The following is a 21,687-nucleotide window of genomic DNA, read 5'->3' as shown; positions in this document are numbered from 1 at the left end:
CGTGGTACCTTCTTCATGGGGTTGGGCCTCCTTTGTTTGTCTTTGTTGCCTGCCAGAGCTTATCGCATCCTGGCTAAGGCTCAACCCCTAAAACCACTTTTACAGCAAGTATAGGACATCACCCCCTCCTTGGAGACGGCCCCTGGCAAGGAGTATGAGGTAGTCGTTTCAGGAGAGCTCAAAGACGGAAAGCATTTTAACGGAAGTGCAAGGACTACCATCACGGAGTGGAAGGGCAAGCACAGCTGGAGATGGAACCATCCGGGTTGGCTGAACTCACAAAAGGACCTTGATAACTTGTGGAATAGGGATCAGGACTTTGAGGCTTGGTGGAACAGAGTAAAGAGACAAAGAAGATAGGGATGCACATTGCCTGGTCTCACACTTCCCGACTGGAGAGGGCCGGTGCAAGCATCTCTGGATTATTAGGGAAAGATTATTCGGGGATTTTGCTGCAGACCCAGCCAGAGGCAGCCCCGGGACTCTAGGCTCCTGAGCCGAGCTGCTTTCCCAGGGCATATGCCTTTTCCATCAGCTCCTGATTGTTCTTTATCTCGCCTGCCTCGGTGGCGCTTCCGTAAACCATACCCACGATCTCGGCGCCGACATAGTTGAAGGCGTCCTGGAACGTGCGCAGGGCGTTGACCGCCCCGGAGGCAAAGGGATCGACATCCCCGTAGGTGAGAACGATGCCTATCCGCTTGCCCGAAAGGGCGGCGTACTCGTCGTCACCTCCGAAGGCGTACCATCGGTCCATGAACAGCTTCGTCTGTGCAGAAACCGTAAACCAGTAAACCGGGGTGGCGATCACCAATCCATCCGCCTCGCGGAGCTTGGGATACAGGATATCCATGTCGTCGTCGATCACACAGTCCTTTTCTCTCTCCCCGCGGCAGCCGTCGCAACCGGTGCAGGGCTGGATATTCATCCCATGGAGAAAGAAGCTCTCCACCTCCGCCCCGACCGATTCGGCACCTGCGATCACCTGTTTGGCCAGGGTCGCGCTGTTGCCGTCTTTTCGCGGGCTCCCCACCACGACCATGATTCTCTTGCCTCCCATTGACTCTCCTCCTTCCGAAAAATATCGTGGATCCCTTCTGTTGTGCTATCGACCGCAGAATCGAAACTCTCCGCCGGTCCACCGGTATTTATATCATAGAAATTCTTCCGAAGTCACTCGAACGTTACCGTAATGAAGAAGAAAAATTGACTTTATTTCTGGACCTGCTAATATGGGGGTGAGATGCCTGTTGAGCGGCGACTGGTAAAAGGTTCCGTAAAATGAAGAAACGGATTAAGGAGATAGGATGGCGAGATACCTAGGAATTGCCGGAATTCAGATGGAGGTCGTCCACGGCCAGGACAACACAGCGGAGATGATGGAGAGACTCGATCGCGTGGCCGCCTCTTTCCCGTGGGCCGACCTGGTCTTTTTCAGTGAACTATGCGTCTCCGGGATGAACCGTGAGCTCGCACAGCCCATACCCAACCCGACTGTCGATCGATTCTGTGAATGGGCGAGAAGAGAAGAGAAATGGCTCATTCCCGGATCCATGTACGAGAGAGACGGGGGAAAGATCTTCAACACCTCGATTGTCATCTCTCCTGAGGGGGCGATCAAAGCCAGGTACAGGAAGCTCTTCCCATGGGCGCCTCTTGAGCAGAGCGAGGCGGGCGAGGAGTTCTGCATATTCGATATCCCGGGCAAGGGACGATTCGGCCTCTGCATCTGCTACGACCAGTGGTTCCCCGAGCTGGTCCGGACCCTGGCCTGGATGGGGGCCGAGGCGGTCTTCAATCCGACGGCCACCTACACCTCTGATCGATCCCTGGAGCTCGTCCTGGCCCAGGCCAATGCTATCAGCAATCAGGTCTATTTTCTCAGCGTCAATGGGGTGGGAGGCGGAGGAATCGGCCAATCGATCTTTGTCGATCCTGAAGGACGAGTCCTCCAAGCCTCCGGGCAACGTGAGGTGATCATGACAGAGGTGATAGACCTCGACCTGGTCTCCAGGGTTCGGGAGTACGGCACCCTGGGGCTCTCCCAGCTGTGGAAGGACCTCGGCAACTTCAAACAGAGATTCCCCGTATATGGGGAAGAGATTCGTAAAGGACGGATCTATGAATCCCTGGGGCCCCTCAAGCTCCATCGGAAGTTGGGAGACTGAAGAAGACCCGAAGAATCGCCAAGGCTGCGTGTGAGAAAGGAGGTGATCCATGAGTTCAATATGCCCCGTACCGGGTTTGACGATCGAGGCAAACTGAGATCGGTTGGTCAGGAAAGGAGGACAAAATGGATAAGAGAAGGATACTGAAACCCGTCTCTATTCTGGCAGTGGCGGCCCTGTTTGTGATGGGTCTGGCCCTTCCCGGCGAGGCAGCCAAACTGCCCAAGGATATCCTGGTATTTGCATCGACCGACAGCATCACCACATGGGACCCCAGTGCGGCCTATTCAACAGAATCCTCTTACATGCCGAACATCTACGAAACCCTGATCTGGGTCAGCCCTCCTGGGAGCGACAAGCCCTTTCAGCCTGGCCTTGCCGAAGACTGGCGTGTCGATGACAACGGTCTGAAATGGACCTTTTACCTGAGAAAGGGGGTCAAATTTCACGACGGGGGCATGCTCACCGCTCAGGTTGTCAAGGACTCCATCGAGCGAACCATGAAGATGGGCAAGGGGGCTGCCTTCATCTTTTCTCCTCTCAAGGAGATCAAGACCCTCAGCGACTATGCGGTCCAGTTCATCTTGAAAGAGCCGGCCCCGTTCGACCGGATCATCGCTTCGGCAAACGCAGCCTGGATCATAAGCCCGAAAGCAGTCGGAAACGACCGGAAGTGGTTCGATCAGGGCCGGGAGGCCGGATGCGGCCCTTACATGCTGGAGAGCTGGAAGCCGGATGAGGAGATCATCTTCAGGAGATTCGATGATTACTGGAAGGGCTGGGAAGGGCCTCATTTCACGCGAATCGTCGTCAAGATCGTGAAGGAGGCAACCGTGGCCGAGCAGATGCTCGAGGCGGGTGTGGCTGATCTTGCAACCAGGATCCCCACGGAATCCTTCCGGACCTTTGACGCCAAAGAGTGCTGCGAGCTCTTGAAAGGTCCGAGCTTCATGAACTACTACATCCACCTGAATACGGCAAAGTTCCCCTTCAACAACAAGCTGATCAGACAGGCCGTCTCCTATGCCATACCTTACAAGGACATCATCGACGTCTCCGTGGCAGGGTTTGGGAGGCAGGCTGTGGGGCCTGTCCCCAACGGCCAGTTCGGACATGACGACACCCTGTTTCAGTACACCTATGATCTGGACAAGGCCAAAAGCCTGATGGCTCAGGCCGGCTATCCAAACGGGATCAAGGACAGGCTTATGTTCACTTATGCTTCGGAGAACCCGGCTGAAAAAGCCTTTGCTCCCCTGGTCAAAGAGGCGCTCGGCAGGATCGGCATCGAAGTAGATATCCGGCCCATGATCTGGACAGCCCAATGGGAGTTGATGAAGGGAGGGCCGGAAAAGGCCCATCACATGGCAGCGGTTATGTGGTGGCCGACCTTCAGCGATCCTTACGAAACCCTTTACAGCCTCTGGCACGTCGAGGAGAAACCCTACTGGAACTTCTCCTATTACAAGAATCCGGAGTTTGACCGGACGATCCTGGAAGCCTATAGCACGCCGAACCCAAAGCAGGCTAAGGCTCTGTACTCCAAAGCCCAAGAGATGCTGATTGAGGATGCGCCCTCGATTTTTCTCTTCGACATCGAGAGAGGGGTATTCAAAAGGGCCGAGCTCAAAGGCTATGTCATCAACCCCAACTACCCCCGGGTCCCCTTCTTTTACAATATGTACAAGGAGTAAGGCGAGCAAGGAGGTGGTGGAGAAGCCCGCCACCTCCAAGAGCGCTCTCCATCCTTTATTTCAAAATGGTCAGAACAGATTGGACCGGATTCTCTCTCATGCTTTCAGGAGCCGTGCCCGGATCGGTAGCCGATCGGATTGCTCAAGTGTTTCGTCTTTCTGCAGGAAATAGAGGCTGATGTTACGCTACGTGGTAAGACGCCTGATCTGGCTCGTTTTCGTCCTTTTGGGGCTCTGTGTCATCACTTTCACGCTCTCGAGGGTCGTCCCCTCGGATCCGGCAGCGAGCTATCTGGGGCCCCGTCCAAGGCCGGAACAGGTGGAAAAAGTGCGGGTCCAGCTCGGTCTTGACAAGCCGCTCCCCATCCAATTCGCTTACTATATGAGAGACCTGGTCCACGGGGATCTCGGGGAATCGCTTCGTACACATCGCCCCGTGCTCCGGGGTATATGGGATCATCTACCGGCTTCCCTGGAACTGATGATCAGTGCGATCACGATTGCACTTGTGGTGGGTATTCCCCTGGGGGTCATATCTGCGAAGAAAGAGAACACCCCGGTGGACCATCTGAGCAGATTGTTCTCTGTAGCCAATGTGTCACTGCCTGCCTTCTGGCTCGCCATGATTCTCCAGATCGTTTTTTTCAGATGGCTGGCTCTCTTTCCGATTGGAGGTCGTATAGACACGGTGGTTAGCCTGGTGAACCCCATCAAGGAGATCACAGGCTTTTACGTGTTCGACGCTCTGGTCACAGCCAACTGGCCGGCCCTCAAAAGCGCACTGGCCCATCTGATCCTCCCATCGATCACTCTGGCCGCTTATTCCATGGGACTCATTGCACGGATGACCCGGTCGACCATGCTTGAGGTCCTCCGGGAAGACTACATCACCACGGCCAAGGCTATCGGCGTTTCCGAGGGGGAGATTCTCTTCGTTCACGCCTTGAGGAATGCCCTTGGTCCTACGCTCACCACTGCGGGCCTCTGCTTTGCCTTTATGTTGACAGGGACGTTCTTTGTGGAGCTGATTTTCTTCTGGCCTGGTCTGGGAACATACACAGTCAACGCGATTTTTCTCAACGATTATCCGATCATTATGGGTGTCACGATTCTTCTCGCCATATTCTATGTCGTAGTGAACCTGGTTGTCGATCTGCTCCTTGCAGTGGCCGATCCCCGCATCCGCCTTGGGTAGCAGGAAATCACGATCATGGAGACCGAGAAAAACAGGCAGAACCGGTTGACGAGAGCCAGAGATTACTGGCGGGGCATCAATCTGGTTCTAAAGAACCCGCTCACCGCCTTTGGGCTGGGCATCATTATCCTTCTGGTTGCAACGGCCCTTCTCGCACCCCATGTGGCACCCTACCCGGACCAGGGAAGGGGCATGTCCAACCTGAAAGAGAGACTGGTGGCTCCAAACCTGAAGCACCCTCTGGGAACAGACAACCTTGGCCGGGATATCTTGAGCCGTATCATTTTCGGTGCGCGGATTTCATTGAAGGCCGCCGTTGCCGTGGTCCTGATCGTCATTGCCATTGGTGTCCCCCTCGGATTGTTCGCCGGCTACTCCGGTGGAAAGGTGGATGAGATCATCATGAGACTGGCCGACATGATTCTCGCTTTTCCATCGCTCCTTCTCGCCATTGCCATTGTGGCATCCCTGGGGCCCAACCTGCTCAATGCCCTGATTGCCATCTCCATACCCTGGTGGCCCTGGTACACCCGTCTCGTCCGGAGTCAGGTGATCTCTCTCAAAGAGATGCAGTTTGTCGAGTCTGCCAGAGCCATTGGGGCTTCCCGATGGCGCATCATGTTCCGCCACATCCTGCCCAACTGCCTGTCGCCGATCATTGTCCAGGCGACGCTCGATATGGGATATATTATTCTCTCCCTTTCGGCTCTCGGTTTCCTGGGTCTGGGAACCCAACCGCCCGCAGCAGACTGGGGGGTCATGGTCAGCGACGGACGGGATTTCTTCCTGAACCAGTGGTGGATCTCGACCTTTTCAGGAGCGGCCATTTTTGTGTCGGTTTTTGCGTTTAACCTGCTCGGGGATGGAATCCGGGAGGCCATGGATCCCAAGATACGATGGAGATTTCAGAGGACATAAGAACCGGGGCCGCGGGTCCGTCTGACTCTACGGCGATTCCAAAAGAAAGAGCAGACCCCGGCCAGGACAGAGGCCTTCTCCCAGAAGCAATGAAACCAGACCATTCACTCCCCGTCCTATCCATAGAGGGCCTGAAGACCTATTTTCACACTCACCAGGGGGTAGCGAGAGCAGTGGATGGGGTGAGTTACCATGTGTTTCGCGGGGAGACACTCGGCGTTGTCGGAGAGTCCGGGTGTGGCAAGAGCGTGACCGCCCTTTCCATCTTGCGTCTCATCCCGTCACCACCGGGCAGAATCGTGTCAGGCTCGGTCGTTTTCGAGGGCCAGAATCTTCTCGATCTCCCCATGAACAGGATGAGGGAGATCCGGGGGAACCAGATCTCCATGATCTTCCAGGAGCCCATGACCTCCCTCAACCCGGTGTTCACCATAGGCAGCCAACTGTCCAAGGTATTCACCCTCCATCAGAACCTGTCCAAGAAAGAGGCGAAAAAACGGTCTATTGAGATGCTCGATGCCTGTGAAATCCCCTCTCCTGAAAGAATCATGAAGGAATACCCCCATCAGTTGAGCGGCGGGATGAGGCAACGGGCCATGATCGCCATGGCTCTCGGTTGTAGTCCGAGGGTGTTGATCGCCGACGAGCCCACGACCGCCCTCGATGTCACCATTCAAGCCCAGATACTCGACCTGATCCTTCGATTGAAGAAGGAATTCGGGATGGCCATGATTCTGATCACCCACAACCTGGGAATCATCGCAAAGACGGCTCAACGGGTCGTGGTCATGTATGCCGGAGAAAAAGTTGAGGAGGCCGATGTTTTCTCTCTTTTTGAAAGGCCACGGCACCCGTATACCATCGCCCTGATGAACTCGATACCGGTTCTCGGGCGGTCTGAGAGGTTTCTAAAGGAGATCAAAGGGGTCGTTCCAGCCCCGTACCGGACGATTCCGGGATGCAGGTTTGCGGATCGATGTCCCGAGGCGATGGACCGATGTGAAAGGGAAAGACCCCGGCTCAGAGAGGTAGAGAAAGGGCACCTGGTTGCCTGTTTCCGATGAATCGAGAATGGAAGAGATACTTCTCGAGGTAATAGACCTGGTCAAACACTTCCCCCTGAAGAAGACAGGGTTTTTTCAGGAGACCCGGTTCGTTTTTGCCGTCAACGGCGTGAGTTTCTCCCTGAAGAGAGGAGAAACCCTGGGCCTGGTTGGTGAGTCCGGATGCGGCAAGACCACCTTGGGCCGAGCGATCCTACGGCTCATCGAACCCACCTCTGGTGTCGTCAAGTTCGAGGGCCGAGACGTTGCCAGGTTTAATGAACAGGAATTAAAGGCCTTTCGCCGGACAGCCCAGATCATCTTCCAGGATCCCTTTGCCTCGCTCAATCCTAGAATGACGGTTGGCGCCATTGTTGAGGAGCCCCTCATTGTTCACGGCATGGGCACCAGGTCTGAAAGAAGAGAGAGAGTGGCTGCGGTGCTGGAAAAGGTCGGGCTGGAAGCCGACTACATGACCAGATTCCCCCATGAATTCAGCGGGGGGCAGCGCCAGCGGGTCGGAATCGCACGGGTCCTCACGCTGAACCCCAGCCTCATCATCGGAGATGAGCCGGTCTCAGCCCTGGATGTGTCCATCCAGGCCCAGATCATCAACCTCCTCGTGAAGCTCCAGGAAGAGTTCCGCCTTTCCTACATCTTCGTCTCCCACGACCTGGCCGTGGTGGAACACATTTCAAACCGTGTGGCCATCATGTACCTGGGAAAAATCGTGGAGATCGCTCCCAGTAGAGAGATCTACACCGCAGCAAGACACCCATATACCCAGGCCCTGCTGTCGGCCATCCCCATCCCGGATCCCAGGGTCTCCACAGAGAGGACCATCCTTGGGGGAGACATACCGAACCCGGCAAGCCCCCCATCAGGATGCAGCTTTCGCACCCGGTGTCCGGTGGCCAGGGAAATCTGTCACAGGGAGGCGCCAGAGATGATCGAGGTGGAAAGGGATCACTTTGCCGCCTGCCACTTTCTGTGATAAATAATCCATGGGTGAGAGAAGATGACAGGATCAGGGCTTACAATCAAGGGCCTGTCTCTCTGAAGGCTGCCATGAGAATCCTATTCGTGGAGGACGACAAAAGCATCGCCCGTTTCGTCCGAAAGGGGCTGAGGGAAAACTACATGGCGGTCGACGTGGCCTATGACGGCGAAGAGGGTATGTTTCTGGCCCTTCATGAGGCCTATGATCTGCTGATTCTGGACATCATGCTCCCCAAGATCGATGGGATCGAGATCTTGAAGTCCCTCCGGGAGACGGGCAAGGACACACCGGTGATCTTCCTGACAGCCAAAGACAGAGAGAGGGACATCGTGAAGGGGTTGAACCTGGGGGCGGACGATTACATGGTCAAACCTTTCTCTATCAATGAACTCCTGGCCAGGGTCAGGGCTGTTCTCAGGCGGATGAAGGCAGAAGGCGGTTCAAGGCTCACAGTCGCGGATCTAACCATGGATCCCGCGACCCACAGGGTATCCCGCGGGGGAAAGCGGATCGATCTCACCCCAAAGGAATACGCCCTGCTCGAATACCTGATGCGAAACAGGGGAGAGATCGTGACCAGGACCATGATCTCCGAGAGCGTATGGGATTATCACTATGACTGCCTCACCAACGTCATCGATGTACACGTATATCACCTCCGGAACAAGATCGATAAAGGGTTTGAGCCCAAACTGCTTCATACCATAAAGGGGGTGGGCTATGTCCTGGAAGCGAGGGGTTAGTTTCTACAGGCGGACCGATGTCAAGATCACCCTCTGGTATATCTTTACTTTTGTGGTGACCACCCTGATCATCTTCTCTTTCATGTACCTGCGACTCAAACACCACCTTATGAAAGAGATCGATCGCTTCCTGATCGATGAATCGAGGGAGCTTGCAGCTGTAATCTCGGAAAGCCCTGAGGATTTCACTTCCGTGCTCATGAAATACGAGGGAAGGATCTTTGCCAGGGAATACTACCCTATTTATTCCAGAGTATTGAACAGGGAGGGCAGGGTCATTGCCGCTTCGAAGAATTTTGCGGAACTCCTATATCCTTTGAACCCAGAAAAGCTGCAACGTATTGAGAGGAACAATGGATACTTCGAGACCGTCCGCCCGCCCGGGCGGAGGACCCCCTTTCGGATCCTCAGCTCCCCCCTTACCAGGGACAAGAGGTCCGATTATATCATTCAGGTCGGCATGAAGATGAGGTCCATGAGAAAGACTCTGAGGAACTTCACACATAACCTCCTTACGGCAATCCCTATCGTACTGGTACTTGGGGCTGTCGGGGGGTGGTTCCTGGCGAGAAGAAGTCTCTCGCCCATAGGATACATCACGGAGACCGCTCGCCGGATTACTGCATCTAACCTTGCAGAAAGGCTCAAACCGGGAGAGAGCGGTGATGAGCTGGACCACCTCATCACCACTTTGAACGACATGATATCCCGGTTGGAGGGTTCCTTCAAGAAAATCAGCCAGTTTACGGCCGATGCCTCCCACGAGCTCAAGACCCCCATCAGTTCCATGAAGGGAGAGGCGGAACTGCTCCTCTGCAAACCGCGGCCCCAGGAGGAGTATCAGAGGGTATTGGCCAACCATATAGAAAAGCTGGATCTCCTCACTAGAACGATCAACGACCTGATCCTCCTTTCCAAATTCGATTCCAACGAAGCAGGCCTCGAGATGACTCGAATCAAACTCGATGAGCTTCTTGTAAATCTCTGGGAGTTCTTGGGTGTGCTGGCCGAGCAGAAGGAGGTGGAATTCACCTTGGTGCGGATCGACGAGGCAAGCGTGCTGGGTGACCGGACACGGTTGCAGCAACTGTTCACCAATCTGATAGACAACGCGGTGAAGTTCACCCCGTCCGGCGGCCGGATCGACATTTCACTCCAAAGGGACAACGGGTTTGCCAGGGTCTCGGTGAAAGACACGGGCATAGGCATTCCACAGGATGAGCTGGAGCGTATTTTCGATAGATTCTATCGGGTGGACAAATCAAGAGACAGGGAGTGTGGAGGAACGGGTTTGGGACTGAGCATATGCTACTGGATCGCAGAGGCCCACCATGGGAAGATCGAAGTCGAGAGCGAGTTGGAAAAGGGGAGCCGCTTTACCGTGTCCCTCCCCGTTCTCGATTCTTGATCCAACATGAAGAAATCTTCATCTCCTCTTCATCTTCAATTAATCCCCAGGTTCTTATGATGAAGCCAAAAACCTCGGAGGGACCCGGTGTTCGGCTACAAGGAAAAAACCACTGCATACGGGCTGCTTCTCATTGCGGTACTTGTTCCCCTTTTCGCCCTCGGCCTGTCCAACCACGGCCTGTGGACGCCGGACGAGCCCAGGGTGGCGGAGATCGGGCGGGAGATGGCTCTCACCGGGAACTGGGCCGTCCCCACCCTGAACCGGAAGCCCTTTCTGGAGAAGCCCCCCCTCTACTTCTGGTCCGTGGCTCTGACCTTCAGGGTCTTCCACGTCGTGTCGGACAGGGTGGCCAGGATACCTTCTGCTGTTTTCGGGATTGGAGGAGCGGTGGGGGTCTTCTTTTTGGCGGCGATGCTTTTCGGTCCGAGAGTAGGCTTTATTTCCGCTTTCGTCACGGCCACAAGCTTCGAGTATTTCAGGGCGGCCCACTGGCTGATTGTGGACAGTGCCCTGGCATGCTTTGTCATTTGGGCCATGACCTCTTTCATGGCGGCGTATCTTTCGCAAGCAAGAGGACGGAGACTTCTCTTTTACATCTTTTTCTATCTCTTCTGCGGTTTGGCATTTCTCTCCAAGGGCCTCATAGGCCTCGCCTTTCCCGGGGTGGGGGTGCTCGTATTCCTCGCTTTTGAGAAGGATCTGAAGGAGATCTGGAAGATGCAGCCCTGGATCGGCATTGCCATCCTGGCTGCTCTCTCCCTGCCATGGCTTCTGGCCTTGTGGCACCAAGGGGGGGGACCTTATCTTGACGTCTTTCTTCTCAAGAACAACCTCCTGAGGTTCCTTCCCGGAGGAACCTCAGGACACCACAAGCCGTTCTATTACTATTTCACCCACCTTCCGGGGAGTTTTCTACCCTGGAGCATCCTCCTGGTGCCGGTGCTCTATCGATCCTTTGGCAGGAGCCAGGGCTCCCCTGCTCCATCCGGCCCGGGGCTCCTCTTTATGAAATGCTGGTCTGTCAGCGGTTTCGCCCTTCTGAGCCTGGCTTCAACCAAGCGAGGAATCTATCTTTTGCCCATTCTCGCCCCCTTTTCGATCCTCACGGCCTTGTGGATCGAGAGCATCCTTCGATCGAGACCGCCTTCCAGGGGAGAGAGAATCTTCCTCTGGGGCCTGGCCCTGGTTCTCCTCGGCGCAGGGCTGGTGCTCGGTCCTATGACCTTCTACCTCTCCAGTGAGATGGGTTTCCTCTGGGCGGCCCATGCGGTTCTGGTCATCGGCCTTTCCGGTGTGACCCTCAAATTCCTCCGGAAAGCCGAGATGGACCGATTCTGGATCGGTACCCACGGTACGGTGCTTGCCCTCTTGATCTTCGTCCTCTTATGGATCCTTCCGCCGGTGGACCGCTACAAGAGTTTTGCTTCCTTCTGCCGCGAGGTCAAGGAGGCTGTGGGGGCTGATACCCCTCTTTACGGGTATAAACCCGATGAGACCCTCAGGGGGGTTGTCCCTTTCTACACGGGGAGGTATATAGAAGAGATAGGTGACGATCGTGTTCTTGCGGATACTCTCAGCAGGGAGGATCCGGTATTTGTCGTCGCCATGGACAAGAGGGGTGTCCGCGAGAGGGAGATTTTCTCCAGTGGAAGAGTTTACCTCCTGCTCGATCGCAAGGTAGGCGACAGGCGTACCTGCCTGCTCTTTACAAACAGAAAGAACCGGGGTGTAAAGAAGGATTCGTCATGGATCGAGACAACCGTTTCGGAGAGACCGTAGACCGGAGGGTCAGGACCATTGGGCAGTCGGCCTTCGTGATCCATCTGGCCGGGAAGGTGAGGCGGTTTTACCTGGTTCATTTCAAGAAGGGGTACGTTCAGAGACAACTGGCGCTCCGGAGGGGAAAGTGCCATCAGTGCGGCCGGTGCTGCTCTTTTCTCTTTGTCTGTCCCATGCTGACCCGGCAGGGGCTCTGCAGCTCCTATGACAGATTCCGGCCAATGGTCTGCAAGGTCTTCCCGATCGATCAAAGGGACATCGATGAAGTGACCCTCTCCGGGGGGCAATGCGGTTACCGGTTCGAAGCCCCCTATTCTCGAAATCCTCCTCCTCGCCCTCTGCAACATATCTCTGAGACGTCTCAACACCCGGCCAGGAGCAGCTCCTGAGGAGACCGAAACCATCGGGGTTATCACCTGATGTTCTTCACCCATCTTTCATTTCCCCCTATCGTTGCCCTCCTGGACGCCTGATCGAAGATGAAGAAATCTTCATCTCTCCTTCATCTCCGGTTAATTGCGGAGCTTCTATAATTCAGTCGTAAGGGTGATCATCGGCTCCAGTTCCCCCTTCTGGGTCCTATATCATCCGGCGTTCTCCCATGGCATTCACGTTTGCCCTTGAGCAGTGAAATATGAAAGGAGGAAACAGATATGGATCAGGATGGTGGCTCGAGTGCCTTCGAAGAAGATTTCCCGCCGGGAGGATGTTCAATGCATGTTGAGAAATGCGGGCGGTGGCTTTTTCGACGAGGAGGGGAGCTGGAAATCCCCTTCATATTGGCGGTACTCGTGCTACTGCGGCCCCGCTATCCACTCGGCTCCCATTGGTTTGATGAATTCACAGATATCATAGGCTACTTGGTCATGCTGGGCGGGGTGTGGATTCGGGTTTGGGCAATCGGCTACAGAAAGGCCGGGATCAGTCAAAGAAGGGGCAGAGAGATCAAGAGCTCAGAACTCCTCACTGACGGTCTTTACGCATATGTCCGAAACCCTCTCTACCTCGGCAACCTTGTAATAGCTCTCGGGCTCACGGTCATCTTTTCGAACCCATGGCTGGTACTGGTTCTGTTGGCCTATCTGATCTATTACAACCTGATCATAAGGGCCGAAGAAGATCACCTCACTAGGCAGTTCGGGGAGACCTGTCTCGCATACAAGCGCAGGACACCACGACTCCTCCCGGCGATCCGTAAGGGAGAGAGGAATCGCCCGGCCCGCAGATTTGACTGGAACGAGGTGGTGAGGAAGGAAAAGGACCTGTTTCTGGCTGCCACCCTGGCCCCGATTGCCATTGAGATCTACGAAGACATCCTCCATGAGGGCTGGGTGCAATTCCACACCCATGATCTTGGAGAAGTGGTCGTCTTCCTAGTTGCTTCCGCCCTGGCCGCACTCCTGTGGACATTGGTGAGACAGCAGAAAAAGAGACGCCTTATCTAGATGCAGGGCAAAAGCCTCTCGACGAGCCTTTTTCAGGAACCGCCCATAAGGAGAAGACCGATATTCGTCAAATACAACCCAGCACATCGAACAAGCGAAGATCACGTGAGTAAAGCAAATCACGGTCACGTCCGGTTAGTACCCCATGAGTCTATCCAAAAGCACGATAAACGTGGAAGATCGATGCAAAGATGACTAACATGTTGACAATCACTAGTATCACTAAAGATGCATGGGGACACGACCCGATCTGATAAATCCTTTACATGGATAACGGATATGCCATTCTTGCAGCTCATCGCAAGATGATGTCTTCTACGGCTCGGACTCCGTGCCCACACTCTGAAATATGACAAGATCGTGCAGCTATCCAAAAGAATATGTCTGCTAATAGAAGGTTGATTTTGGAGATTGGCCCTGTCTCCAAAACAGTATCCATTAGCGAGATTTCCTCTATGTGAGATGAGGCTTGCTTTTCAATACAGAAGAATGACAGTTGCCTGTTTGCAGAGGAACGGTAGTTGTTCGAACGCTATTCCGTCGTATTTATGCCCTACCAAGAGTCGGGAGCATTCTGCGAGATGCTCGTGGAAGCGACACAAGACGACCCCGGACACGCCGGCTCTCGTCTGAAAGCCCTTCACCTGTTCCTTGTGCCCCCCGGGCAAAGCGAACGGACGACACAGCGGCGGGACAGTCTGAGTCGGACTATCCGAGGATAGGTGTTGGACCAACCCCGCCCTGCCGGATTGACAAATCCCGGGCAATGGCATACTCTGCAAACCTTGTTACCATGTATCGAAGGCAGGCGGCCTGTCACGGCCCGCTCACTCTGCAGGGTTCTGGATCTGAATATATCTGCTCAGGCGGGCATCGACCGATAGAGAGATGCGGAGAGATGACATTTCCGGACCCACTCCCCCAGGAAACCGAGAGAGCCTACCTGGCGGGGCAGGGTAAGAAACCGACCGGTTCCCTGGGTCACCCTCAAAAGAGCAGATTCCCTACCAGATTGCTGAGTTACGTGCTTCTAGCCCTGGCATTTGCCTCTATCTCCATACTGTCGCTTGTGTTTGTCTACCACCACGTGGCCGGCAGAAGCTACTTCCTGAAACTCGACATATTCCCGCGCAGCACAATCATCCGGGTCATTGTTCTTCTGTTTTTCTACCACCTCTTCGATGCTCTCCGCTTCTCATATATCCTGAAAACCTTGAATGCCCGAGTTCCGTTCAGATACCTGATCAAGCTGGTATTCATCAATATATTCATTTCAAACATTACCCCTTTTGCAACGGGCGGAGGTTTCGCGCAGATATATTTCCTGAACAAGGCAGGGGTTTCGGTTGGAGCGGCCACGGCAGCGACGACGATAAGGACTATCCTCGCCATGATCTTCTTGTTTACCATCACCCCCGTGGTCATCCTGACGGAGAAAAATCTGGCGGCCATACTCCCCGCAAGAAGTCTGTTTTCCTATTTATCCCTCCTCCCGATGATATATCTATTTGCCCTGTACATGATTACATTGCAGAACAAGATGATAAAGCGCTTTCTCTATGGTTTCCTGGGCAGGCTTAGGAATGCCAACCTGATTTCCCCCGAGACATCTCAGAGGGTGGCTTTCCGGATTTTCAGGGAAATCAACGCCTTTTCCCGGAGCATAAAGATCTTTCTCAGCGGAGAACGGAGCTACGCCTTTGCGGCTGTCCTGTCCACCCTTTTGTTTCTCCTTGCTCTTTTTATGTTCTCGGTCGTGCTCATCTCCGGTCTCCACTACGAGATATCTCCCTTTTCTGTCATTTCATTCCAGGTGGTAATTGCATTCATCATGTATTTTGCGCCTACACCGGGGGCCACCGGTGTGGCAGAGGGGGGCTATGCCCTTCTCTTCTCTCACTTCGTCAAGAAGTCGGATATCGTATCCCTGACCTTTGCCTGGAGGTTTCTTACGGTTTACATAGGAATGATAGTCGGGGGATTAATCTTCTATATGGAAATCAGGAAAGGCTACCAGAAGCGAAAAACTGACCGGGAATCTATCCGATCCGGCCATCATCCTGGACGGCCCGCTCGGCCCTTTCCATGAGTCAAGGGCATTTCCTTTTGTCACGGTCTTGTCCAGCAAATACAGGATCGTCCCGATATCCATAAGAATCATCTTGACCTGTCACCGGTGTTACCTCGAAGGTCATGGATCATGCACTTGCAAGACCTCTTGACCATCATCACAAACAACCCTCATGCCGCGTATTTCGTGATCCTCCTCGTATCCTTTTCCGAGTCCCTGGCATTTGTCGGACTTCTGGTCCCCGGGACCATGATCATGTTCGGGGTCGGTGCTGTCGTCTCGACGGGCGCCCTCTCGCTCAAACCCACGCTGATCGCCGCTGCCATCGGAGCGGTGGGAGGCGACGGAGCGAGCTATTGGTTGGGCCGACACTACCGCGAACGGTTGAGAAACCTCTGGCCCTTCAGGCGCCACCCTCGAATGCTGACCGGGGGCGAGTCCTTCTTCCGCAGATACGGGGCAAAAAGCGCCTTCCTCGGCAGATTTGTCGGCCCCCTGAGGCCTGTGATCCCCATCGTGGCCGGCATGCTCGATATGCCGCCCCTGAAGTTCGCCCTGGTCAATGTCATTTCAGCGATCGGCTGGGCTTTTGCCTACACCATGCCCGGAGTGTTTTTTCGGTACATCTCTGGCCTTTGCCGGGGCGATCAGTGCCAGGCTGGCCGTGCTTGCCCTTGTTGTAGTGGCCGGAGTGTGGGGATTCGTGTGGAGCTTCAGGAGATTGATCATCCTCTTGGAGCATTTCGGTCCCAGGTGTACTCAAGCCCTCCAGGACTGGGCCCTATCCGATACACCCGCTCGCGGGGTTAAGCTCCTTGCGAGGTCCTTTCTCTCTTCTCTCTTTCTCCGCCGGAGGGTGGAAGAATTTCTCCTGGTCATTCTCGCCGCCGTCCTCGTCTTTTCCGTATGGGGATTTCTCGGAGTCCTCCAAGACGTGGTCATGAAGGATCCTCTGGTACGGGCCGACCAGGCCGTCTACCATTTCCTCCAGTCCCTGAGGAATCCATGGGGAGACTCCGTATTTGTAGCCATAACGGAGTTGGGCGATTGGCTGGTCAGTGGCTCGGTTGCCGCGGCCGTATTCCTCGTGCTGCTCCTGAACCGGTGCCGGCGGTCCGCGGGATACTGGGCCGCCGTCCTGGCAGGAGGAGCATGTGCCGTCCGAATCCTCAAATGGGCACTCCACCTGCCCAGACCCACCCCGGTCTACCACGGCATTTCCGCCTTTGGTTTTCCAAGCGGACACGCGGCCATGGGCCTCATTCTGTACGGTTTTCTCGCCATAGTGATCGCAAGGAGTCTCCGGGGCATGATGCGCAGGTGGTTCTTTGCAGCCGCTTTCCTGATCTCTTTTGCCCTCGCCTTTTCCCGCCTCTATCTCGGGGTTCACTGGCTTTCAGATGTCCTCGGTGGAATTCTCTTTGCCTCGGCCTGGACAGCCCTGGCGGGCATTGGCTACCTCAAGGGGAGGCCCGAGGCTGTTCCTGCCCGGCTTCTCGGTCTCGCCGTCATCGGAGTCGTTGCGACCGTGGGTCTGTGGCACGTGGCGGACCGCCACAGCCACGACCTTGCCTTCTACGCTCCTCGCCGTCTGGTAAAAGTGATCGATTCCAAGGCTTGGCTCACCTGGGCCTGGCAGCAACTGCCTGCCTGGCGCATCGACCTTGGGGGAGCCAGGGAGGAACCCCTCACTATCCAGTTCGCCGGCCGACCTGAATCACTGGCTAGATACCTGATTTCAAAAGGGTGGCACCACCCACCTCCTCTCAACATGAGGATCCTGCTCGCCGCCCTTTCTCCCGATGTAGAGATGCGAAACCTCCCCTCTCTGCCCCGTCTTCACGATGGACGCCTCGAAACCATGCTCCTCCTCCGTGACGAAGGACAGAAGCGGCTCGCTCTCAGGTTGTGGCCCACAGACATGCAACTGAGAGGCGGCAGAGGACCGGTCTGGGTCGGAACCGTGGAGATCCAGAGCGCGGACAGAATCGCCGGCTTGATCACTCTGCCGCGAAACACGGGTGACTACGCACGCCCACTGCAAATCCTGTCAAAGACTCTCAATGGCAGGTTCCTGGTCCGTGAGGTCTTTCGCGGGGACGCAGGGGTTCCCGCCCGGACAGGGCGCGTGCTCTTGATCATGGAGATGAAGAAATCTTCAGCTTCCCTTCACGACGGATCAATCTCGGGGGGCCTATGATACATCCATGGGCTATGATCATTGGAGGTTTGGCCGTCACTGGACAATCACCGTGGAGCGAACATTGTCTAATCAGCTTCACATTCTGAGGAGCACGGCGACGAAGAATCTCGCCTTTATTTCGATCGCTCGGCCCGGCAAAGGAATGACACAACAGCCGAATAGTCTGAGTTGGGCTGATATATTCCAGATCGTGGATCAGGGGCTCGGGTATCATTGACTGGACCCGGAAAAGTTGGTATTCAAGAAAAGTTGCACAACCGGCCGGGTTCGACCTGTATTGGTTCGGCCTGTGGCATCCATATTGCTTTTCCACCAGGGCTCAGGATCAGACGTGAATGTCTGTTCCGTTGCCGTCGGAGTGGCTGATCTCGACCATGAATCGCAACGCCCCCAGAGGTCCGGAAAGAAGAACCGTCAAGCCCGACTGCCGGTATTTCATCGGGGACAGGCCCTGCACTTTTCATAAGGCCGAAGGCGTTACGTGCGGGGACTGTGACCATTACAGCCCCGTCAAGATGCGAATCCTGGTAATCAAGCTGGGGGCCATGGGAGACGTTCTCAGGACAACCTCGATTCTCCCGGCCCTGGACAGAAAGTACAGGGGGCCTCACATCACATGGGTGACTGAAGATGAGTCTCTTGATCTTCTCAAGGACAATCCCATGGTGGACAGTCTGATGGGCCTGGGAACGGGCAGCCTGGCAAGGATCCAGGTCGAGGCGTTCGACCTGGTGATCAACCCGGAGGCGGCCAGGGAGAGTGCGGCCCTGGCCTCCGTCGTAAGGGCTAAGGAGAAGAAAGGATTCGGCCTGTCGCCGAAAGGATCGGTCTTCCCCTTCAACCCAGAGGCAGAAGAGATCTTTCACATGGGGCTGATGGACGATTTGAAGCGGAGCAACGAGAAGACGTACGAAGAACTCCTCTGCCGGCTCTCCGGCTTGCCTTACGAGAGGATCCCCCCGATTCTCCGCCTGACGGACGACGAAATCCGGTTTGCGGAGGAGTTTCGCTCGACCACGGGGATCGAGACAGACAGGCCGGTCGTGGGTATCAATACAGGAGGCGGAGGCCGCTGGCCTCTGAAGCGCTGGACGATTGACGGGTTTGCCGAGCTGGCAAGGAGGCTCTTGCGCGACCCGGGTACCCAGGTTCTTATCCTGGGAGGCCCCGCAGAGGCAGAAATCAACAGACAGATCCTGTCACGACTCGGTGGAGAAGCGGTTGACGGGGGCTGTTTCAACCCTCCCATGAGGTTCGCGGGCTTGGTAAATCTGTGCGATGTGGTGGTCACCGGTGACAGTCTGGCCCTTCATGTGGGCCTTGCCCTGCGGAGAAGAGTGGTAGCCCTTTTCGGCCCCACCTCAGAAGCCGAGGTCGATCTCTACGGGCTGGGGACGAAGATATCCGCTCCCATGGATTGCCTCTGCTGCTACCGGCAGGAATGTGACAAGTCCCCGAACTGCATGGAGAGCATCCCCGTAGACAGGGTCTACCGAGCCGTGCAAGAGCAGCTGGGTTTTCTGGAAACCGAATCTCATGAGAGCCTTTGTGACGATCCCGACATTCAACGAAAGCAGCAACATTGAAAGGCTGATCAGAGAGATCCGCGGCCGGAACCAGAGGATGGGAATCGTTGTGGCCGACGACGACTCCCCTGACGGAACCTGGAAGATCGTGGAGAAGATCTCAAAGAGTGATCCCCGGGTTTTTCTCCTGAGGCGGAGGGAAAACAAGGGGAGAGGGGCCGCGGGTGTGGATGCCTTTCGATTCGCCCTCAAGCAACAGGCCGACGTGGTGATCGAGATGGACGGAGACTTCTCCCATGACCCGAAATACATTCCGGCCTTTCTCGAAAGGATCCGAGACTTCGACCTAGTCATCGGGTCGAGGTCTGTTCCTCAAGGCCGAGACCTGCGAAGGTCACGTCTCCGGAAAGCCATCACCTACCTCTCGTCTCTTTACGCCAGGTCTGTGCTCGGCCTGCCCATCAGGGACTGCAACTCGGGGTATCGGTGCTTCCGAAGAGAGGTACTGGAAGCCATAAACCTCGATTCGGTCCGTTCCACCGGCCCCTCTATCGTCCAGGAGTTGCTCTACAAGGCCTATCTACACGGTTTTTCCATCGCCGAGATGCCCATCGTTTTTTCGGAAAGGCAGGCGGGCAAGTCAAACCTGAATCTCTCGAGGCTCCTCCAGGGCTTCTTCATGGTTCTCAAGCTGAGGTGGCTTCATCTCCTCGGTAGACTCCAAAACTCACAGCCCCAGTAGACCGGAGGCACTATGCACGAAACCCTCACAACGATTCCGACCGAAGATACCGAGCAGAGGGCACCTCTCCCTCCCTTGGGACGGGAAAGAGTCTGGCGGACCGAGATTCCTCATCTCGTGATTCTGACCTTTCTCTGCCTCACCCTCTTCTTCTTCAACCTCGGAAGCCGGCCCCTGTGGGATATAGACGAGGGGATGCATGCCGCCACATCCAAGGATATGGTCCTGACCGGAGACTGGATCACCCCGAAGCTCAACGGGGAGAACTTCTACGACAAGCCCATACTGTACAATTGGCTTGCAGCTGTCTCCTTTCTGGTCTTCGGCTTCACCGCCTTTGCAGCCCGCCTGCCTGCGGCCCTTCTCGGTTTGGGATCCGTTATGGTCACCTATCTCCTGGGGAGAAGAATCGGCGGCCCGACCCTGGGACTGCTGAGCGGTGTGGCTCTGGCCACGAACATCGAGTTCATCATACTCTCCAGAAATGTGATCCACGACATCTCCTTGGCCTTCTTTGTCACACTGGCCCTTGTCTCTTTCTATCGGGCCTTTGCAAGCGAGAAGCAAAGGACGGCCCTACTCCTCCTCTTCTATGTCTCGTGCGGCTTCGCCGTCTTGGCCAAGGGGCCCCTCGGCCTTCTGCTGCCAGCCCTCGTCATCGGCCTCTTCCTGATCATCAAGAGGAGACTGGCCTTTATCAGAGAGATGAAGATGGGTTGGGGCGTCCTCGTATTTCTCGCCGTCGCCGCCCCGTGGTACGTCCTGATCAGCCTGAAAAACAGCGACTACGGCTACTACTTCTTCATCGAGCAGAACCTGATGCGCTTTCTCTCGCCAGAGGCCCACCACAGCCAGCCCTTCTACTACTACTTCCCGGTTCTTTTGGGAGGGTTTCTCCCGTGGTCCTGGGCCCTGCCCCTGGCGCTGGTCCGTTCTTTTCGGAAAGGCCTCAGAAACATGCCCGAGGGAACCCTTTTCGTCACCCTCTGGTTTGCCGTGGTTTTTGTCTTTTTCTCCACTGCCAGTTCCAAGCTCTCCACTTACATCCTGCCCCTGTTTCCAGCCGCCTCCCTGCTTGTGGGAATGCTCTGGCAGGAGTTGCTCGAGACCCCCACACCGGCACTCCACAGGGGAGTCCTCCTCTCCTTCCTCCCCCTTGTAGGGATCCTCCTCGGGGCCGTATTCTACTTTCAGATTCACCCCTTTGGGGAGTTGCAATCCGGTTTCGGGGTTGACCTGGATCGTCTCAACGCTCTGCTTCTCTTGCTGTTGGGAGGGGCCGGGGCGGCGCTGTTTCTTCTGTTCACAAGAAGCTACAGGGCCTTCTTCGGAACCTCGGCAGGACTCATGGCCCTTGCCTTCCTCTTCATCGTGGTGGCGATACTCCCATCGGTCAACCCCTATCGGTCCACCAGGGGACTGGCCCAAGAGTTGGATCGGCTCGTCCCGCCGGGCGAAAAACTGGTATTCTTCGAAAAACTCAAGGACTCGGCCCTGTTCTATACCGATCGAAAGGCCCTTGTCCTTGACACTCCCCAACAGTTGATGGATTATTTGGCTTCACCCAAGAGAGTCTTCTGTATCATCGAGAAGGAGTCTCTCGATGAGCTTGAGAAACTCGGGCAGATGCCTTATGTTATCGACCAGGAAGGCGACAAGCTGATAATATCGAACAGGAAACCGACCTGATCCTCCGGGGGCCGTCCCTTGCAACAGAACAACAGGAAGTTTTCCCTGAAAAGAGAACTC

Annotated in this window: 18 protein-coding genes; 17 read left to right on the top strand and 1 reads right to left on the bottom strand. The window is 55.5% G+C overall.

Annotated elements, in window-relative coordinates; all coding sequences use genetic code 11:
* Positions 1-484: 484 nt before the first annotated feature.
* The gene (locus tag JRJ26_03835; protein MBW2056609.1) at positions 485-1,060 is read right to left on the bottom strand and encodes a flavodoxin family protein; all 576 of its coding nucleotides are present in this window, start codon (positions 1,058-1,060) and stop codon (positions 485-487) included.
* Positions 1,061-1,307: 247 nt separating this feature from the next.
* Between JRJ26_03835 and JRJ26_03830 the strand changes: the two genes are divergently transcribed.
* From JRJ26_03830 to JRJ26_03750, 17 genes are all read left to right on the top strand, one after another.
* Entirely contained in the window at positions 1,308-2,168 is an 861-nt protein-coding gene (locus tag JRJ26_03830) for a carbon-nitrogen hydrolase family protein (GenBank protein ID MBW2056608.1), read from the top strand.
* A 125-nt stretch (positions 2,169-2,293) separates the two neighbouring features.
* Positions 2,294-3,862, top strand: a complete 1,569-nt coding sequence (locus tag JRJ26_03825) for an ABC transporter substrate-binding protein (GenBank protein MBW2056607.1) — start codon at positions 2,294-2,296, stop codon at positions 3,860-3,862.
* Between the two features lie 178 nt (positions 3,863-4,040).
* Positions 4,041-5,057, top strand: coding sequence for an ABC transporter permease (locus JRJ26_03820; GenBank protein ID MBW2056606.1), 1,017 nt, complete (start codon positions 4,041-4,043; stop codon positions 5,055-5,057).
* Positions 5,058-5,072: 15 nt separating this feature from the next.
* Positions 5,073-5,975, top strand: a complete 903-nt coding sequence (locus JRJ26_03815; GenBank protein MBW2056605.1) for an ABC transporter permease — start codon at positions 5,073-5,075, stop codon at positions 5,973-5,975.
* A gap of 89 nt (positions 5,976-6,064) precedes the next feature.
* Positions 6,065-7,039 carry an ABC transporter ATP-binding protein gene (locus JRJ26_03810; GenBank protein MBW2056604.1) on the top strand — a complete coding sequence of 325 codons (975 nt, stop codon included), beginning with the start codon at positions 6,065-6,067 and terminating at the stop codon, positions 7,037-7,039.
* A 7-nt stretch (positions 7,040-7,046) separates the two neighbouring features.
* Positions 7,047-8,012, top strand: coding sequence for a dipeptide ABC transporter ATP-binding protein (locus JRJ26_03805; GenBank protein MBW2056603.1), 966 nt, complete (start codon positions 7,047-7,049; stop codon positions 8,010-8,012).
* Between the two features lie 74 nt (positions 8,013-8,086).
* Positions 8,087-8,761, top strand: coding sequence for a heavy metal response regulator transcription factor (locus tag JRJ26_03800; GenBank protein ID MBW2056602.1), 675 nt, complete (start codon positions 8,087-8,089; stop codon positions 8,759-8,761).
* Positions 8,739-10,169, top strand: a complete 1,431-nt coding sequence (locus JRJ26_03795; protein ID MBW2056601.1) for a heavy metal sensor histidine kinase — start codon at positions 8,739-8,741, stop codon at positions 10,167-10,169. The genes JRJ26_03800 and JRJ26_03795 overlap by 23 nt, the downstream gene beginning before the upstream one ends.
* Before the next feature lie 87 nt (positions 10,170-10,256).
* Positions 10,257-11,951 carry a glycosyltransferase family 39 protein gene (locus JRJ26_03790; GenBank protein MBW2056600.1) on the top strand — a complete coding sequence of 565 codons (1,695 nt, stop codon included), beginning with the start codon at positions 10,257-10,259 and terminating at the stop codon, positions 11,949-11,951.
* Positions 11,918-12,340 (top strand): hypothetical protein, encoded by a 423-nt coding sequence (locus tag JRJ26_03785; protein MBW2056599.1) that lies wholly within the window; start codon positions 11,918-11,920, stop codon positions 12,338-12,340. The genes JRJ26_03790 and JRJ26_03785 overlap by 34 nt, the downstream gene beginning before the upstream one ends.
* A gap of 324 nt (positions 12,341-12,664) precedes the next feature.
* The gene (locus JRJ26_03780; GenBank protein ID MBW2056598.1) at positions 12,665-13,396 is read left to right on the top strand and encodes an isoprenylcysteine carboxylmethyltransferase family protein; all 732 of its coding nucleotides are present in this window, start codon (positions 12,665-12,667) and stop codon (positions 13,394-13,396) included.
* Positions 13,397-14,294: 898 nt separating this feature from the next.
* The gene (locus JRJ26_03775; protein MBW2056597.1) at positions 14,295-15,485 is read left to right on the top strand and encodes a flippase-like domain-containing protein; all 1,191 of its coding nucleotides are present in this window, start codon (positions 14,295-14,297) and stop codon (positions 15,483-15,485) included.
* 111 nt (positions 15,486-15,596) lie between these two features.
* Positions 15,597-16,277 carry a DedA family protein gene (locus JRJ26_03770; protein MBW2056596.1) on the top strand — a complete coding sequence of 227 codons (681 nt, stop codon included), beginning with the start codon at positions 15,597-15,599 and terminating at the stop codon, positions 16,275-16,277.
* Positions 16,278-16,323: 46 nt separating this feature from the next.
* On the top strand, positions 16,324-17,667 hold the full coding sequence (locus JRJ26_03765) for a phosphatase PAP2 family protein (protein ID MBW2056595.1): 1,344 nt from the start codon (positions 16,324-16,326) through the stop codon (positions 17,665-17,667).
* Positions 17,668-18,005: 338 nt separating this feature from the next.
* Positions 18,006-19,256, top strand: a complete 1,251-nt coding sequence (locus tag JRJ26_03760; protein MBW2056594.1) for a glycosyltransferase family 9 protein — start codon at positions 18,006-18,008, stop codon at positions 19,254-19,256.
* Positions 19,207-19,938: a polyprenol monophosphomannose synthase gene (locus tag JRJ26_03755; protein MBW2056593.1), complete on the top strand. Its 732-nt coding sequence runs from the start codon at positions 19,207-19,209 to the stop codon at positions 19,936-19,938. Before JRJ26_03760 ends, JRJ26_03755 begins: the two co-directional genes overlap by 50 nt.
* A 12-nt stretch (positions 19,939-19,950) precedes the next feature.
* On the top strand, positions 19,951-21,627 hold the full coding sequence (locus tag JRJ26_03750; GenBank protein ID MBW2056592.1) for a glycosyltransferase family 39 protein: 1,677 nt from the start codon (positions 19,951-19,953) through the stop codon (positions 21,625-21,627).
* The last annotated feature ends 60 nt before the right edge of the window (positions 21,628-21,687 follow it).

The organism is Deltaproteobacteria bacterium (genome assembly GCA_019308905.1).
Lineage (GTDB): Bacteria > Desulfobacterota > BSN033 > WVXP01 > WVXP01 > JAFDHF01.
This window is presented reverse-complemented; position numbering and strand designations above follow the sequence as displayed.